Source organism: Corynebacterium sp. CTNIH16 (assembly GCF_032821655.1).
GTDB classification, from domain to species: Bacteria; Actinomycetota; Actinomycetes; order Mycobacteriales; family Mycobacteriaceae; genus Corynebacterium; species Corynebacterium marquesiae.
The window spans coordinates 69,924-86,782 of the sequence record NZ_JAVBIG010000008.1 but is presented as its reverse complement, the minus strand read 5'-3'; the positions used below and the strand labels follow the sequence as shown (position 1 = coordinate 86,782).

At 61.9% G+C, this 16,859-nt stretch carries 16 protein-coding genes; 11 read left to right on the top strand and 5 right to left on the bottom strand.

The features are described 5' to 3' along the window. Positions 1–3 precede the first annotated feature (3 nt). The 4 genes from RAE04_RS08430 to RAE04_RS08415 are packed head-to-tail and all read left to right on the top strand — an operon-like array spanning position 4 to position 3,439. Positions 4–1,416, top strand: a complete 1,413-nt coding sequence (locus RAE04_RS08430) for a ComEC/Rec2 family competence protein (protein WP_317027070.1) — start codon at positions 4–6, stop codon at positions 1,414–1,416. Between the two features lies 1 nt (position 1,417). Then, positions 1,418–2,395: a DNA polymerase III subunit delta gene (gene holA, locus RAE04_RS08425; protein ID WP_317027069.1), complete on the top strand. Its 978-nt coding sequence runs from the start codon at positions 1,418–1,420 to the stop codon at positions 2,393–2,395. A 10-nt stretch (positions 2,396–2,405) separates the two neighbouring features. After that, complete coding sequence (locus RAE04_RS08420; RefSeq protein ID WP_317027068.1) at positions 2,406–2,795, top strand: ankyrin repeat domain-containing protein; 390 nt, start codon at positions 2,406–2,408, stop codon at positions 2,793–2,795. Further along, entirely contained in the window at positions 2,792–3,439 is a 648-nt protein-coding gene (locus RAE04_RS08415; protein WP_317027067.1) for a LysE family translocator, read from the top strand. The genes RAE04_RS08420 and RAE04_RS08415 overlap by 4 nt, the downstream gene beginning before the upstream one ends. Here the strand turns inward: RAE04_RS08415 and RAE04_RS08410 are convergent. Further along, positions 3,436–4,710 (bottom strand): type II restriction enzyme, encoded by a 1,275-nt coding sequence (locus RAE04_RS08410; protein WP_408933219.1) that lies wholly within the window; start codon positions 4,708–4,710, stop codon positions 3,436–3,438. The two genes, RAE04_RS08415 and RAE04_RS08410, sit on opposite strands and share 4 nt — an antisense overlap. A 64-nt stretch (positions 4,711–4,774) precedes the next feature. Further along, positions 4,775–5,617, bottom strand: a complete 843-nt coding sequence (locus RAE04_RS08405; protein ID WP_317027065.1) for a DNA adenine methylase — start codon at positions 5,615–5,617, stop codon at positions 4,775–4,777. A gap of 334 nt (positions 5,618–5,951) precedes the next feature. Here RAE04_RS08405 and RAE04_RS08400 point away from each other — a divergent pair, with 334 nt between their 5' ends. Next, positions 5,952–6,530, top strand: a complete 579-nt coding sequence (locus tag RAE04_RS08400) for a TetR/AcrR family transcriptional regulator (protein ID WP_284791421.1) — start codon at positions 5,952–5,954, stop codon at positions 6,528–6,530. Positions 6,531–6,648: 118 nt separating this feature from the next. Here RAE04_RS08400 and rpsT read toward each other — a convergent pair whose 3' ends face one another. Further along, complete coding sequence (rpsT, locus tag RAE04_RS08395) at positions 6,649–6,912, bottom strand: 30S ribosomal protein S20 (RefSeq protein WP_049378501.1); 264 nt, start codon at positions 6,910–6,912, stop codon at positions 6,649–6,651. A gap of 25 nt (positions 6,913–6,937) precedes the next feature. Here rpsT and RAE04_RS08390 point away from each other — a divergent pair, with 25 nt between their 5' ends. Further along, positions 6,938–7,063 (top strand): hypothetical protein, encoded by a 126-nt coding sequence (locus tag RAE04_RS08390; protein WP_317027064.1) that lies wholly within the window; start codon positions 6,938–6,940, stop codon positions 7,061–7,063. 118 nt (positions 7,064–7,181) lie between these two features. Here RAE04_RS08390 and RAE04_RS08385 read toward each other — a convergent pair whose 3' ends face one another. Beyond that, a complete protein-coding gene (locus tag RAE04_RS08385) occupies positions 7,182–7,718 on the bottom strand; it encodes a type II toxin-antitoxin system PemK/MazF family toxin (RefSeq protein WP_317027063.1) in 537 nt (178 codons plus the stop codon). Positions 7,719–7,736: 18 nt separating this feature from the next. Between RAE04_RS08385 and lepA the strand changes: the two genes are divergently transcribed. The 4 genes from lepA (at position 7,737) to efeB (ending at position 14,255) form a co-directional block, all read left to right on the top strand. Continuing rightward, positions 7,737–9,587: a translation elongation factor 4 gene (gene lepA, locus RAE04_RS08380; RefSeq protein WP_284810907.1), complete on the top strand. Its 1,851-nt coding sequence runs from the start codon at positions 7,737–7,739 to the stop codon at positions 9,585–9,587. A gap of 259 nt (positions 9,588–9,846) precedes the next feature. Next, on the top strand, positions 9,847–11,811 hold the full coding sequence (locus RAE04_RS08375; RefSeq protein ID WP_317027062.1) for an alkaline phosphatase family protein: 1,965 nt from the start codon (positions 9,847–9,849) through the stop codon (positions 11,809–11,811). 3 nt (positions 11,812–11,814) lie between these two features. After that, entirely contained in the window at positions 11,815–12,972 is a 1,158-nt protein-coding gene (locus tag RAE04_RS08370; protein WP_288211637.1) for an EfeM/EfeO family lipoprotein, read from the top strand. Continuing rightward, positions 12,972–14,255 (top strand): iron uptake transporter deferrochelatase/peroxidase subunit, encoded by a 1,284-nt coding sequence (gene efeB, locus RAE04_RS08365; protein ID WP_317027061.1) that lies wholly within the window; start codon positions 12,972–12,974, stop codon positions 14,253–14,255. The genes RAE04_RS08370 and efeB overlap by 1 nt, the downstream gene beginning before the upstream one ends. 76 nt (positions 14,256–14,331) lie before the next feature. Here efeB and RAE04_RS08360 read toward each other — a convergent pair whose 3' ends face one another. Further along, positions 14,332–15,321, bottom strand: coding sequence for an HNH endonuclease signature motif containing protein (locus RAE04_RS08360; protein WP_317027060.1), 990 nt, complete (start codon positions 15,319–15,321; stop codon positions 14,332–14,334). Between the two features lie 156 nt (positions 15,322–15,477). Between RAE04_RS08360 and RAE04_RS08355 the strand changes: the two genes are divergently transcribed. Next, positions 15,478–16,854 carry a M20 family metallopeptidase gene (locus RAE04_RS08355; protein ID WP_317027059.1) on the top strand — a complete coding sequence of 459 codons (1,377 nt, stop codon included), beginning with the start codon at positions 15,478–15,480 and terminating at the stop codon, positions 16,852–16,854. Positions 16,855–16,859 lie beyond the last annotated feature (5 nt).

Sequence of the window (16,859 nt, the reverse complement as noted above, 5' to 3'; positions counted from 1 at the left end):
GCGATGCGAGAACTGCGGCTCGTCCCCGGCGCGGCCACCGCCTGGCTGGCTGTCATTGCCGTGCTGCTCGCCGGCCGCGGCTGGGCCATCGCACTCATCGTAGTCGTCGTTTCGCTGTGCCTGGTTGCCCGCCAGTGGGGCCAGGCGCTCTTTTGCGGGGCGGTCGCTGGGGGTGCGGCGCTCGTCGCCGCGGTACGCCAGGCCCGCGCCGCCGCCTTCGACCTCGGTACCGAAGTCACCGGGCGACTCGTTACCGCACCGACGCAGACCAGTACGGGCGGCTGGCTGCTGCGGCTGAAGGTGCCGGGGTATCCCACCCAGTTGCCGGTCTTTAGCCCGGATCCGGTCCCGGCTGCCGCGGGTGCCGAAATTACGGCGAGGGTGAAGGTAGGGGAGTCGGATAGAGCGGGCGCCGGAAAGCTCAGTGCCAATGCCACTGACGTGCAGATAACCGCCGAGCCCGAAGGCCTGGACGGTTGGGCGGCCGGCGTGGCCGAGAATTTCCGCGCGTTGGTCCTCGATACCGTAGGACCCTCCAGCCAAGGCCTGATTCCTGGCATGGTGCTCGGCGATACCGCGCTGCAAGATACCGCCGAGCGCGACCTGTATATCGCCACTGGGCTCTCACACTTAAGCGCTGTATCTGGCGCCAATGTGGCCATAGTCTGCTCCGCCGCGGCCGTGGTCTGCGCCGCCTTCGCGCTCGGGCCCCGCGCCCGCGTGGCCGCCTCCCTGTGCGCCCTCGCCACCTATGTTCTGCTCGTGGGCTTCGAGCCCTCCGTCCAGCGCGCGGCCGTCGCTGGGGTAGTGGGGCTGCTCGCCGTGCTCAATTCCACGCGCATGGAGCCCATCCATGCCTTAAGCCTCGGCATCATCGCGCTGCTCTTTGTGGATTCCGACCTTGCCGTGCACTTTGGTTTTGCCCTATCCTGCGCGGCGACGCTCGGCATCGTGGCGCTTAGCCCGCTCATCTACAAGCACTTGGCCGTGACTGGCTGGCCCGCCATTTTCTTGCGCGCGGTCGCTGTGGCCATCGCCGCCGATATCGTCACCCTCCCGCTGGTCGCGCTTATGTCCGGCGAGGTCTCCGTCGTCTCCGTGCTGGCCAATATCCTCGTCGAGCCCGCCACCGTGCCGATTACCATCGTGGGGCTTATCGCCGCCATCTTCGCCCAGCTCGGCCCGCTGGACGTGCTGGGCGCCGGCTTGCTGCGCCTCATTGAGCCCTTCTCGTGGTGGATTAATACCATCGCCCACGGCGTGGCCCACCTGCCCGTGGTCACCATCCCCGCCAACCCGCTTTTTACGCTGCTTGCTTACGCCTGGATCATCGCCGGCCTCCTCTATCACCGCCCGTGGCTTACCCTGGCGCTGACGCTGGCGGGCATCGCCTGGCTCGGCCTGGCCGCAGGCTAGAATGGCGGGCATGCCTCCAGTACACCTCATCCTCGGCGACGATGAATTCCTCACCGAACGCGCCCGCCTGCAGATCCAGCGCGCCGCGGCCGAGGAGAGCGGCCCCACCGGTGCCCGGCCCGAGCTGACGAAGCTCAAAGCTTCCGAGGTCTCTGAGGGCGAGATCCTCGAGGCCACCAGCCCATCGCTGTTTGGCGATAACCGCGTCATCGTCATCAGCGACTGCGAGCGCGCCGACAAAGAAGTAGTCGATATCCTTCTGCGCGCCTGCGCCAATCCCGCGCCGGGCATGACCATGGTCATTATCTACTCCGTGACGGCCAAGACGCTGAAGAAAAAGAAGAAACAACCCGAGCTCGTGGCCAAGCTGCGCAAGATTGCGGAGGTCCACGAGGTCTTTTCGCTTTACCCCAATGAGCTGGGTCAGTGGGCCACCCGCGAATTTTCCAGCCACGGCGTGCGCCCGACCCCGGACGTTATCCATGCCGTGCTCGAGGGCGTGGGCTCTGATCTGCGCGAGCTGGCCTCAGCCATCTCCCAGTTGGTCTCCGATACCGGCGGCAATGTCACCCGCGAGGCGGTGCAAAACTACTACGTCGGCGTGGCCGAGGTAGCCAATTGGGACATTGCCGACGCCGCCGTCGCCGGCCGCGTCGAAGCCGCCGTATCCACCTGCCGCCGCGCTCTCCAGCTGGGCGCGAGCCCCGTGGCGATTGCCGCGGCGCTGGCCAATAAGGTCGGCGCCGTCGCCCGCCTCTACTCCGCGCGCGGGGACCAGTACTCGCTCGCGAGCCAAACCGGCCTAGCGCCCTACGTGGTCAAGATAACCCAGCCGGTGGCCCGCCGCTGGTCCGCCGATAATGTCACCAAGGCGGTTATCCTTGTCTCCGAGCTCGATGCCGCCGTCAAAGGACAAGGCGGCGAGCCCGAATTCGCCGTAGAGGCGGCCGTCAAACGCGTCGCGGAACTGGCGCGATAAGCTAGAAACTATGTCTGAGACGCAAGTGCAAGAATTCGCCGGTCGACTCTTTGACATGGCGCGCGAGGGCAACCTGGACCTCCTCGCCTATATCGACCACGGCGTGAATATTGACCTCGTCAACCACGAAGGCCAGTCCTTTATTATGCTCGCCGCCTATCACGGCCACGCCGAGCTGGTTTCTGCACTTGCCCGCGCCGGCGCGGACGTCAACCTGCTCAATGACCGCGGCCAGTCCCCGCTGGCCGGTGCCATCTTCAAGAAGGAAGACGCGGTTATCGACGCCCTCCTTTCCGCCCACGCCGACCCCACCGCCGGCCATCCCTCCGCGCTGGATTCCGCCCGCCTGTTTGGCCGCGAGGACCTTATCCCGCGGCTCGAAAGCGAGGCGGGGGAGTGACCTGGACATCCTTCTTCACCCTCTTGCTGATGAACCTGGTGGGCGTCGCCTCGCCGGGACCGGACATTATTTTGGTGACCCGCTACGCCACCCGCTCGCGCCGCCACGCCATTGCCGCGGCCGTCGGCATCCAGATCGGCGTGCTCTTTTGGTGCGCCGCCACCGTCTTTGGCGCCGCCGCGCTGCTGACCGCCTTCCCAGAAATCCTCGGCGCAGTCCAAGCCGTCGGTGGCTGCTTCTTGGTGTTTATGGGAACCCGCGCGTTGCGCAGCGGCATTGCCCAGCGCGCCAATCCACCGGTAGACCTTGAAGACGCAGCCGCCCAGCTCGGCCGCCTGCGCACCGCCTTCAAGGTCGGCCTGGCTACCAATATGTCCAACCCAAAAATCGTGCTCTTCCTCGCCGCGATGATCGCCCCACTGCTCCCGGCCAGCCCACCCGTCTGGCTGGCGATTGCGCTGACCCTCTCGCTTTCGCTGTCGGCCTTCCTCTTCTTCCTCGTCGTCGCCACGGTAATTTCCACCAATGCCGTGCGCCGCAAGCTCATCGCCGCCGGACCGTGGATCGACATCGGCTCGGGCCTCTTCTTCGTCATCGCCGGCATTGTTCTCATCATCTCCGGCGGGCAGAACCTGCTGGCTTAAAATAGGCGCGGCGTGCCCTCGGCCACCGTGTCCAGCACCCACTGGGCCCAACGGGCGACGGTGGAGGCGCGCCGCCGGGACGTCGCCAAGCTGAGCCCCAGCCCATCCATGGCCGCACAAATTTCCGCGGTACTAGCCACCGCGCCGCGGGCCAGGCTGAGCTCAAGCACCTCGCGGAAAACCCGCCGCGCCGCCAGCGCCCGTATGAGCGCCCCATTCCGGGCGTCGCGCTGCGGCTGTTCGATAACCCGCCGCCCGCGCTCCGTCGGCTCCCACGTGTCCTCCACCGGCTCCGCTAGGCCCAGGTAGCGCGCGGCGTTGGCATAATAATCCGTCTGCCGCGGGTCGAAATCATAGCGCTGGGTAATCTCCGCCTTGCTTAACGGCTGCAGCGCTATGAGCTCCAGCAAGTTGACCACCCGCTCAAAGCTATTGGCCTGCGGGAAGGGCACAGCCGGCTCGGGTTCGGGCGCTACCGCCCGCACGATGTCGAGCGCCGCCTGCGCATCCAAGTGCGAGGAGGACAGCGCGTAGCGGGCGCTATCGACCAGCGAAATGCTGCGAAAATCCGCCGGGTCCCGAAACTCATAGCGGTACAGGTGGAAAATACCATTGGAATACACCAGGTAAACCGGCACCACATCCTTGGCCAGGCGCTGCTGGAAACGCCGATACGGAAAATACAGTTGCCGGATATTGAAATCCTCCGACAGGTGGTTCTTCGCCTCCACCAGCACTAGGTGCTCGAGCGATTCAAAGCCGCCGTCGATTTCCATCTGCGCGCGGTCCACCGCTACATCCACGCCCAAGTCCGGCAGCCGCACCTTAAGCCCGTGCGTGGACATGCGCCCCGCCACCGTGGCCTGCAACGGCGCGCACCCCAGGAAGTCCTCCAGCATCCCGCTTGCCGACGCCCCATTTAACGCCACTGCCTCCGAGCTCACTGCCTCCAACGAGAGGGTGTCCAGCCCCGCCGGCAGCTCCAGCGTGCGCACCTCGCCGCGCTGCGTTTCTGGAAATCGTTCGTACAGGTTGAATCGTCCCACCAGGTATTCGCTCCGGCTGACCGGCACGATTCCCAGCTGGAGACGCTGAAAAATCCACGGCCGCGAGGTAGAGAAATCATGCTTGGCCATCAGCCGTGGCTGCCGGCCCGAGAGCTGTTCTAGCTCCCGCGCGCCGATATAGAAATACCCGCGCCGCTCCAGCTCCGCGTCGTATCCCGCCGCCAGGATGCGCAGCCACCCCCAGTCATTGACGCCGAGCTTCATCGATTCCGGCACGCCAAAGCGCGCCCGCAACTCCTGCTCCCGCAACTCCTGCGCCTGTGACCCGCTAGTCACCGCGGACCTCGTAATTGCGTACCAGGACCTCGTCGACCTTGCCCCGCCTCGAGCCAACGGAGTTAATCGCCCGCGTCGCCCCCACGATGCCTACTTCATAGTCCGCGTACAGTTCCCGGATGAAATCGGTAGCTGAATTCGACAAGAGGAACTTCACCCCGCGCCTATCCAAGTCATCGCAGACCTCTTTGAGCCGCTCTTGCTCCGCTCTGTCAAAGCCGCCCTTTTGGTAGCCGGTAAACGAGCTCGTCACGTTCACCGGGTCATAGGGAGGGTCGAAGTACACAAAGTCTCCTTCGCGTGCCTCTGCCACCGCCGCGGCGAAATCGCCTTGCGAGAAGGTCACATCATTATCCGCAAAATACCGGTGGACCGCGCGCAGCGTGCCTTCATCGCAGATGGTGGGATTCTTATAACGCCCAAACGGCGCGTTGAATTGCCCCGCCGCGTTCACGCGATACAGGCCGTTATAGCAGGTGCGGTTGAGGTACAACGTCCGCGCGGCGCGCTCAACAGGGGAGAGGGCGGCAAACCGCTGGGTATCTCGGTCCATTGCGCGCAGCGCATAGAAAAACTCTGCCTCATTGGGATAGGCCGCGAGCTCGGCAATGAGCTCATCGACGCCGTCGCGCACCACCTCATAGAGGTTGATGAGTTCACTGTTGAGATCGTTGACCCGTGCTCTGGCCGGCTCGAGAGAGAAAAGCACCGCGCCGCCACCGATGAAGGGTTCATAAAAACGCCGCGGGGCATCCGCCGGCAGGGCGGCGTGGATATGCGGCAAGAGCTGGCGCTTCCCGCCCGCCCATTTGACCAGTGGCTTAACGTTTTTCATCGTTGACTCATCTTAGCCGCCCTACCGGACACGAGCACCATCGGGCTTTCGAACGCGCGATCGGATAAATCGGGTGCGCGGCCGGGCGGGCTTAGTGCCTTTGGTTGTCTAACGTCACAGTTTTCCCAAATAGTGCCATGACGGGCGAAAATGTGCAGACGCACCGGCGGGGAATTTCCATGGCGCGCATAGTGGTTTCCCTGACCGAATATAAGGTAATAAAATCGCCTCAAAATCCCTTAGTTTGTAGACAAAATAAAATTTCCGCGCAATTCCGTGGGGCGAAAGAAAAGATACTGAAGCTTGTAGAGCGTCGGGACAGAAAGGGGCATTCATGCCGCGTATATCAAAAATCCGAGTCGCTGCGCTCAACCTCGTCATCGAGAATGGTTATGACGGGTTCACCATGGAGGAACTCGCCCACAAAGTGGGCGTTTCCCGCCGTACGCTTTTTAATTACATAAAAGACAAAGAATCGGCAGTTTTAGGCCCCGAAATGTCGGAGGAAGTGGAGAACCAATTCCAAAACTTCGCCGCCGGCTTGCCCACCGGAAGCCTGCGCGAAGATTCCGAAATCATAGCCATGGCCGAGTTTAACCGTGCCGTAGGCGATGAGTTTTTCCCCGAAATTTCTCAGCTCACGGCCCAGGCGCTGGCTAAGGATACGAAACTGCGTGCCCTGTACTGCCAGCGCAATGGCCGCATCATTCAGCGCGTCCGCCAGGCCGTGCAGGCCCGCGAGGGCTGGAAGTCCTCCGATCCGCGGCTCACGCCGACCGTCAACATCATCTACATCCAGTTCCTGACCGCCTTCGAGACCTTCGTGGAAACCCGCGGCGGCACTTCGCTTGCCGACGCCTTCCGCAACGCCGGTGCCATCTTCGAAGACTATTTCAACGACGAACTGGCCTAAGCGCCTCGCTTAAGTCCCGCCCGGCCTTGCCTGCCGGTTCCGCGGCCTAAAGTGGGCCAAGAAAATCCCCCGGCGCGCTCCGTAGAGTGCGACCGGGGGATGATCTGTGCAATGGCTCTTAGTCCATCTTGTTGAACGCGGAAGCCATGCCGGACTTCTTGTTGGCTGCGGTGTTGCGGTGGAAGACACCCTTGGACACGGACTTGTCCAGGGCGCGGGATGCCACGCGCAGCTGCTTCTCAGCAGCAGCCTTGTCGCCAGCGGCAACGGTCTCGCGGAACTTGCGGATCTCGGTACGGACGGCGGAGCGAACGCCCTTATTGCGGCGGCGTGCCTTCTCGTTGGTGATAACGCGCTTCTGCTTGGACTTGATATTTGCCATGAAAAATACCTCTTAGTAATCGAAAATGATTGACGTAGAAACCGACCTACTCGGACTACTCCCGCGGCCAGCATTCACTGGCGCTCGGCGCTGGTATTCGAAGAGCGAACCCAAGGTCCTGCCCGCCCCGACCAACGCGCCCGGCAAGTAAGTAACCAACACACAATAGCAGTACCGAACCCGACCTGCCAAAACCCTCCCCGTGGCCGCCGTCTCCCAGGCTGTTGGCTCCCAGCCCGCTGGCTCCCTATCCGCCGGCCGCGCGGCGGCTAGGCCCAGTGATAGCGCGCCCGCAACCTATTCGCTATTCGTTCGAACCTGCGTTCCGGAAAAAGCGTGCCCTGCCGGCGCACCTGCTCCTCGGATACCTCGAGCAGGCGGTCGAGGCGCACCCAGCAATCGCAGCCGGACTCGTCCCACTCGCCGGAGCCGATTTCCAGCCAGGCGTCGTCAAGCGCGTGCTTTGGGTTGGGGGAGATAAGCAAACCCAACACCGTGGTGCGGGTGCGGCCGACGACCAAAATGGCGCGCTCGCGCGGTGGCGCCTGCTTGCCTTCGGCCGGTACCCACACCCAGACCACCTCGCCGGAATCAGCCTGGCCGTCCATATCGGGGGTGAAAAATATGGACCGGGGGTGGGAGGCAGTGGCCTCTATCTGGATATCGGCGGCCTTTCGCGGCTCGTGGAACTCATCCGACCTATCCAGCCCCAATCGGGAATTAATGCGGCTCAGGCCGGTGTCTATCGGCTCGCGCTCGCTGATTCCCAGCGCTTGGCGCAGACGGGTGAGCATGGCGCTTTTCATGTCGACTATTGTAGACGTATGTCTGAAAACTTTGCGGCCACGACGTTTACGGATCCCGCTCGAATCCGAAACTTCTGCATTATTGCTCACATCGACCACGGCAAGTCGACGCTGGCGGACCGCATCCTGCAGCTATCCAAGGTGGTTGCGGAGCGCGATATGCGTGACCAGTTCCTCGATAATATGGACATCGAGCGCGAACGCGGCATCACCATTAAGGCGCAGAACGTGCGCCTGCCCTGGGTGCCCCAGTCCGGCACCGCGCAGGGGGAGCAGATCGTCCTACAGATGATCGACACCCCCGGGCACGTGGACTTTACCTACGAGGTCTCCCGCGCGCTCGAGGCGTGTGAAGGCGCCATCCTGCTTGTCGACGCCGCCCAGGGCATCGAAGCCCAAACCCTCGCCAACCTCTACCTGGCGATGGAAAACGACCTGGAAATCATCCCGGTCCTCAATAAAATCGACTTGCCGGCCGCTGATCCGGAAAAATACGCGCTGGAAATCGCCAATATCATCGGCTGCGAGCCGGAAGAGGTGCTGCGCGTGTCGGGCAAGACCGGCGAGGGCGTCGTCGAGCTGCTGGACAAAGTCTGCGAGCTGGTTCCGCCGCCGTCTTCGGAATTCGACGCCGATGCGCCGGCCCGCGCCATGATTTTTGACTCCGTCTACGACACCTATCGCGGCGTGGTGACCTATATCCGCATGGTGGATGGCAAGCTCACCCCACGCCAGAAGGTCACCATGATGTCGACCAACGCCAACCATGAGCTGTTGGAAATCGGCATCGTTTCGCCCACGATGCAAAAGTGTGAGGGTTTGGGCCCCGGCGAGGTGGGCTACCTCATTACCGGCGTAAAGGACGTCCGCGAGACCAAAGTGGGCGATACCGTCACCTGGTCCCACGGTGGTGCCGACACCCCACTCAAGGGCTACAAGGACCCGGACCCGATGGTCTACTCCGGCCTTTTCCCCATTTCCCAGGCCGACTTCCCGGACCTGCGCGATGCCCTGGAAAAGTTGCAGCTTAACGACGCCTCCCTAACCTTCGAGCCCGAAACCTCCGTCGCCCTCGGCTTTGGTTTCCGCTGCGGCTTCTTGGGACTTTTGCACATGGAAATCACCCGCGACCGCTTGGAGCGTGAGTTCGGCCTCGACCTGATTTCCACCGCGCCTTCGGTGACCTACCGAGTGGTGGCTGAAGACGGCGAGGAAAAGTGGGTCCATAACCCGTCTGACTGGCCGGAAGGAAAGCTTAACGAGGTCTATGAGCCCGTGGTGAAGATGACCGTCATCGTGCCCGAGCAATTCGTCGGCCCCACCATGGAGCTGTGTCAGTCCAAGCGCGGCCAGATGGGCGGCATGGACTACCTTTCCGAGGATCGCGTGGAGCTGCGCTACACCATGCCGCTCGGCGAAATCATCTTCGACTTCTTCGATATGCTCAAGTCCCGCACCAAGGGCTACGCTTCGCTGAACTATGAAGAGGCCGGCGAGCAGCTCGCGGACCTAGTCAAGGTCGACATTTTGCTCAACGGTGACCCTGTCGATGCCTTCTCCGCCATCGTCCACCGCGATTCCGCCCAGTGGTACGGCAATAAGATGACCAAGAAGCTCAAGGAGCTCATCCCGCGCCAGCAGTTCGAGGTGCCCGTCCAGGCAGCCATCGGCTCGAAGATCATCGCCCGCGAAAACATCCGCGCTATGCGCAAGGACGTGCTGGCCAAGTGCTACGGCGGCGATATCTCCCGTAAGCGCAAGCTGCTGGAGAAGCAGAAGGCCGGCAAGAAGCGCATGAAGACGCTGGGCTCCGTTTCGGTGCCGCAGGAGGCCTTCGTGGCCGCGCTGTCTACCGACGCCGACGATTAACCTCGCACCCCCTATTGGCAAAGCGAATCCAAATAGATTCTTAATTCTTCGTTAACAACCCCCGGGGTGTGGCCGTCAAAAATTTCAAGGTGAGCTGCCCCTTTAGGGCGTCCTCTCGGCTGGGGGCGCCCTTTTAAACTAGTTGCGGTTTATGTTTTAGCGGCGTTAAATCTCGACTCGAAAGCGACCGATGACTCGCCGGTGAGCCACAGCCACTTTCGACCTGCCCCGCTAATTCTCGACCAAGGTTGGATTTTTCATGAAGCTTCGCTCTCGCGCTGTGGCCGTCTGCGCTACCGCAGCCGCCACCACTTCACTCGTCCCCGGCATCGCCCAGGCGGCCACCACCACCCCGATTGAACACGTTGTAGTCATTTACTCGGAGAATATCTCCTTCGACCACTACTTCGGAACCTATCCGAATGCCTTAAACAAGGACGGCGAAAAGCTGCAAGGAAGCGAGAAGGACGCCCCGAAATTCACCGCCAAGAAAGACACCCCTAAGGCGAAAAACCTCGAAAATGATGGCGTAATGGGGGACAAGAACCCCAACTCCGTCAAACCTTTCCGCATCGGGCCAGACCATGCAGTGACTACGGACCAGAACCACCACTACGGCGATGAGCAGGCCGCGTACAACGGCGGCAAGATGGACAAGTTCCCGGAGACCGTGTCTACCGACATCGATAAATCCTCCAACGGCTACTACGCCGTCCCAGGCATGACCATGGGCTACTACGACGGCAATACCGTCACCGGTATGTGGAACTATGCGCAGAACTTCGCGATGAACGACAATAGCTACTCCACCATCTTCGGCCCATCCACCCCAGGCGCGCTGAATCTGATTTCCGGAACTGTGGCCGGCGGTACCATGCATGACCCAGCCACGGGCGAGCAGAAGAAGATCGAACCTGGCAAGAACCACGCCCTCGCTGGGGTATCTGAGGATGGCAAGACCGCCACTGTTGTCGGCGACCCAGATCCGCTTTACGACGACTGCTCGAATAACTCTTCCGCCGGCACCAACCAGGTCACCGCGATGCACTCCAAGAACATCGGTGACCAGCTCAATGACAAGGACGTCACTTGGGGCTGGTTCCAAGGCGGCTTCCGGCCAACCGAGGAAGCTACAGACGACGCTCGCGCACGCTGCGGCGCCTCCCACACCACGCTGACCGGCCAGAACAAGACGGACTATAACCCGCACCACCAGCCGTTCCAGTACTACGCTTCCACCGCGAATCCGCACCACTTGGCGCCGTCGAGCGATGACATGATTGGCAAGACTGACCGCGCCAACCACCAGTACGATCTGCAGGACTTCGATACCGCTCTGGAGCAGGGCAACCTGCCGGCCGTGTCCTTCCTGAAGGCTGCCAACTACCAAGACGGACACGCCGGTTACTCCAACCCGCTAGACGAGCAGGCCTTCATCACCCATTACATCAATGAGCTGCAAAATTCCCCAGAGTGGGATTCCACCGCGGTCGTTATCGCCTACGATGACTCCGATGGCTGGTACGACCACAAGGCCCCAGAAATCCGCAATGGTTCCAATGACCCGCATCAGGACAAGGAAATCTGTACCGCCGCCGCAGCAAAGGTAGGCGTTGCCGGCGATAAGCATGGCCAGTGCGGTCCAGGCACCCGCCAGCCTCTGTTGGTCATTTCCCCGTACGCAAAGACCAATCACATCGACTCCACCTACACCGAGCAGACCTCCGTCACTAAGTTCATCCAGGACAATTGGGGCCTCGGCCGCCTGGGTGGAATCGCCTTTGACGAGCGTGCCGGAGAGCTGAACAACATGTTCGACTTCAACGCCGGCGAGAAGGCACCGAAGCTCTTCCTGAACGAGACCGATGGCACCGTTGCTAAGGATTACGCATCTATCGAAAAGGTGGATAATTCCTCTCGCGCTGGCACTAACCTCAAGGACGTTGTTGAGGACATGAATGACCCGAAGGTTACTGAACAGGGCGTGCCTTCCATCACTAAGTTGCACCAAGAGTCCAAGCCGCGGCCTGACACGAACAAGCCTGCCGACTCGGGCTCCAATTCTTCTGCTGGTTCTTCCAAGGGCGGCGTCATTGCGGCCGTCCTTACTGCCCTAGGCGTAGGCGCTGGCATCGTAGCTTGGTACATGAATGGCCACCCCGGCTTGGACCTGAAAAAGCTGCAGGATTTCAAGCTCCCACCACTGCCTAACCTCCCGTTCTAACCCATGAAGACCTTCCACATCGCCACGGCTGCGGTGCTTGCCATCGCGGCCGTATCCCCAAATGCTGTAGCCCAAAGCTCCCTAAGCTCCTTCGGCTCCAGCTCCCGAGACTCGCAGTCGGCGGCGCCGTCGACAAGCAAAAGCGCGAAGCCGAAAGAACCGCAGCTAAATGTGCGCGACGTGTATTCGTGCCCTACCCCCGACAAAGTCCAGAGGCAAGCGGAGTGGAAGGTCTATAACACCTCTGGACTGGCGCTTACCGTCTACGTTGCAGACGATGCGGGCAATGCCTACCAAGTTCTAGAGCGCGTGGGTACTCCAGCCAAGCGCGCGTGGGCCCCGAAGCTGCAGGACGGCACCTACCACCTCACCTGTGTCTTCCACAATGATTCGGCCGTGAAGTCTGATGATTTCACGGTCACTGGTTCCACCTTCACCGAAGCCCCCAAGATGGTTCCTATTACTGACCGCGAGGTCGCAGCCGTTGCTATCCAGCAGGCAGCTGCGCAGAAAAAGCGCGTTCCTGAGCTGCAGAAAAAGGCTCATGCTCTTGCCGATGCCACCTCTAAAGACCGTCCCACCGCCCGAGCGGCCTACCTCGATTATCTCGAGACCTACCGCTCCTTCGACGATTCCAGCGAAATGTGGCCTGGGCCGGACTTGGAGGGGTACGCGGAGGTTGAAAAGCTGCTGTGGTCCAAGCGTCCTGTCAAGGATGCGGCCAAGCCTGCCCGCGCGCTTGCCGACGCCGTCGATAAAACCGCCCGTGCCCTCGAGACCTCCCACTTCGCCATTCCCGCACCCGATTACGGCCTGCGCACCCACGAGGTGATGGAGGAATTTGAGCGCTTCGACATGCGTGGCGAGCGTGACTTCGGCGCTCATGCTCTGCCCACCGCGCTGCGCGGCGATGTTACTTCCACTCGGCTGACACTGGATGCCGTCCGCTCCCTCGTTGAGGGCCGTGGGTTGGATACCGCGCCAATCTATGACCAGCTGGATGAGCTCGACAAGATCGCCGGTGAATTCGATGAAAAGTATGACACCGCTTTTGACAAATGGTCGCAAAAGGATCGGATGCGCCTGCAGTCGGCCGTTGCCCGTGCTAATGAGTTGCTTGCCCCAGTCGCCACGATGACCGTTATTAGAAGGATGGATTAGTGCCCTGCCCGTTTAATTTTTCCCGCCGCTCCTTTCTCTCTGGCCTTGCTGCAACCGCCGCGCTTACCGGCCCAGCCGCGGCCGCCAACGCGCAGTCAAGCTTTGCTGGTTCCTCCTTCGGTTCCTCAAAGCATGGCAAGGATTCTTCGGTCGACCCCGCTGTGTCTTCGCCGCGCACCAATGCGGATGACCCCCTCGGTCTTCCTTTCCATGGCGAGCACCAGCAGGGCATTGTCAACCCAGCCCAAAAGTATTCCGAGGTCGTCGCCCTCGACATACAGTTCACAGGAAAATCGCGCTTGGAAGAGCTGTTTCGTACCATCACCGAGCGCGCCCGCGTTCTTACCACCGGCGGAGCCGCCGCGGCCGATGGCATAGCCTATCCCGCCGGTGATTCCGGCGAGCTGGGTCCAAAGCTTCCCACCGATAGTCTATCCATAACCCTTGCCGTGGGCGATTCGCTTTTCGACGACCGCTTTGGCCTAAAACCCCACAAGCCTAGCCACCTGAGCTCTATGCAGGCTTTCGCTGATGACACCTTGAAGGACGAGCTGTGCCACGGCGACCTAGCTTTGCAGATTTGCGCCGATCAGCACGATACCGTCATTCACGCGTTGCGCGATATCCTTCGGCACACCCGCGGCGACGTCGCCGTGCGCTGGCGCCAAAACGGCTATATGAACGAGCCGCGGCCTTCTGGTACCCAAAGAAATCATCTTGGGTTCAAAGATGGCATCGTCAATCCGGCCGAAAAGGATCAAGACAAGCTGGTGTGGGCCGGCGCGGACGAGCCAGACTGGGCCGCCGGCGGCAGTTATATGGTGGTTCGCCTGATTGCTATGTATACCGAATTCTGGGATCGCATCTCCATTGCCGAGCAGGAACAAATCTTCGGCCGCGACCGTGCTACCGGCGGCCCACTTTCCGGTGGTGACGAGTACGCTGAGCCGAACTACCTCGACGATGCCACCGGTGACGTCATCCCTACCGATGCGCATATTCGCCTCGCCAATCCGCGCACGCCAGAAACCTCCGACCAGCTCATGTTGCGTCGCGCTTATAATTATGACAACGGAGTGCGTGACAACGGCACCCTTGATGTCGGCTTGGTCTTCATCTGTTTCCAGCAGGACTTAGAGCGTCAGTTCATCACGGTGCAAAAACGCCTCGAGGGCGAACCGCTCGCGGACTATATCCGCCCCTACGGCGGCGGCTATTTCTATGCTTTGCCCGGCGTTGCCGACGACTCCGACTTCTTCGGCCGCTCGCTCCTCCAAGCCTAGGCAAGCTTCGCTGCCCTGCAGTATATGCGAAAACTGTGCAGGGTGAGCTGAGTTCGTAAATAGCGAGGCAGGGCGTTCAGCTTGAATTGGTCCAAGGCGGGACCCAGACTATTCGGCCCTGCCGGCGCTCTAACCGGCCGCGCACCGGCGGCGCGTGCGGATCGTCGTCGTTGACGCCGTTGTGATACGGGCACGCCACGCTGAGATTCGCCATATTGGTCTCGCCGCCGTGCTTCCACGCCTGCAGGTGGTGGATTTGGCACTTATCTGCCGGATAGTTGCACTCGGCCCACGGGCAGGTGGGGTTTTCCGCGCCCGCCATGAGCCGCTGCTTCTCCGAGGCATGCCGCGAGGTGCGATACAGGTTTACCGCTCCCTCATAAGGATGAACGAGGGTGACGAGCCCGCAGTCGGCAAGGCGCTTTTCCACCAGTTTGGCGCCGCTGATTTCGGCCCCATTGGTCAACCGCAGCGTAATTTCCTCGCCTCCACCGTCGAGGATTTCATCCAATTCATCGAGCTGGATGATGATATTCGTCGTGGCAGTAGGCCGCGCCGTAGCCCCGCCGCGGAAGAAGATATTCTCTACGGAATCAAGCGGCTTTTCCTCATTGATGCTGGCGTGCAGGTCAGCGATGAAATCGGAATCACCGGTAATCGAAAGCGTCGACGGGCCGCCCTTGCGCCGCGTCATCCGTACGCCCTTTTCCGGCTGTCGCGGCGGATAGAGCTCTTTCAACCGCGTGCGCGCGAGCCACTCCACGTCCTGGTCGGTCGCGCATAATTCAGCGCGCAGCGCCCACGCATCCCGCTTGGATCTCGTGCGCGAAACGTACTTTTCAATGATCTTCAACGTCGCCAAGCAATGCTTGGTCGCCCGGCACGAGCGTTGCCGGCGGGTGAAGGAGGTGGGGCCAAAGTAGACGTCGGCAAGCGCAAGCAGGCTCCGGGCCTCCTGACGGGGAAGCCCCAGCCGGCGCAGGTCGGCCTCGCGCGCGCCAGAGACCTCGCCGAGAAGCTCCATCGGCGAGTTAAGTTGGCGGGCGTAGTCCTGCAAGCGGGTCATGCCGGTGAGCCTAAGTCACCCCGCAAGACCGTGGTAGCCCACCCACGCCAGCCTGTGGATAACTCGCCCCACCTGTCACACCAACCCCGAACCCGCTCGGCGGCCTGTGGATAACCTGCGGTACCCTCGAATGCGAAAGCGAGAAAAGGAGCCCCCATGACTGACCCGACCAAGCGGATTCGCCCCACCACCCCCGGACGTCTGGCCGCGCCGCGCCAGGCTCAGCAGCTGCCGCCCCTGCCGGTGACTCGGGCGCGCATTGGCGAGCGGATGGCCACCGAGGTCTTCCAGGAAATGGGCGAGGAGATGCTCGAGGAGCTGCAGAACTTCCGCCGCGACCTGCACCGCAATCCGGAAATCGGCCTGGATTTGCCGCGCACGCAGAAGAAGGTCCTGGAAGCGCTCGAGGGCCTACCGCTGGAGATCCACGTGGGCCAGGATCTGAGCTCGGTGGTGGCCGTGCTGCGCGGCGGTCAGCGCGGCGAGCGGCCGGTGTCGGTGCTTTTGCGCGCGGACATGGACGCACTCGAAGTACGCGAGCAGACCGGCAGCCCGTTTGCCTCGACGAATGGCTATATGCACGCCTGCGGCCACGATTTGCACACCGCCGGACTGGTGGGCGCGGCGCGGATTCTGTGCGAGCACCGCGAGGAGCTGCACGGCGATGTCACCTTTATGTTTCAGCCCGGGGAAGAGGGCCCAGGCGGCGCGTTGCCGATGATTGAAGAGGGCGTCCTCGACGCCGCTGGCCGACGCCCCATTGCCGCCTACGGCCTCCACGTTGGCCCGCAGGACCGCGGCACCTTCCACTACGTGCCAGGCCCGATGATGGCTAGCTCATCCAACCTGACCATTACTGTGCTGGGCAAGGGCGGGCACGGCTCCCGCCCACACGATGCCATCGACCCGGTGGCGGCGCTGGCGGAGATTCAGATGTCTTTGCAGACCGCACTGACCCGCCGCTTCGATGCGCTCGAGCCCATCGTTATTACCGTGACCAACCTGTGGGCGGGAGACGGCGCGTATAACGCCATCCCGGAGCGTGCGGCCTTGGGCGCTACGGTGCGCGTACTGCGCGATGAGAAGATCGACGCCGTGCGGCAGATGATTACGGAGGTCTCCAGCTCCGTCGCTGCCTCGCACCGCTGTACCGCGCAGGTGGAATTCGAGATTTTGTACCCCACCACCAAGACCAATCCGCGCGAGAATCAATTCGCCGCCACTTTGTGGGGTCAGATGTTCGGCGCGGAGAACGTCCAGCCCTTCGACGCCCCCATGATGGCCTCGGAGGACTTCGGCTATGTCCTCGCGCAGGTGCCGGGCACGTTTATGTGGATGGGCACGGCCAATCCGGACAAGCCCGAAAATCAGCGCGAGTGGAACCACTCGCCGATGATGCGTTTCGATGACTCGGTGTTGGGAATGCAGTCCGCGGCGCTGGCTGCCGTGGCGTTTGAGCGCCTAGCCACCGAAAATGAGCATCCGTCCGCGCAGACGAAGGCCATGCGCGATGCGGCCGGGGTGCAAAAATAATTCAT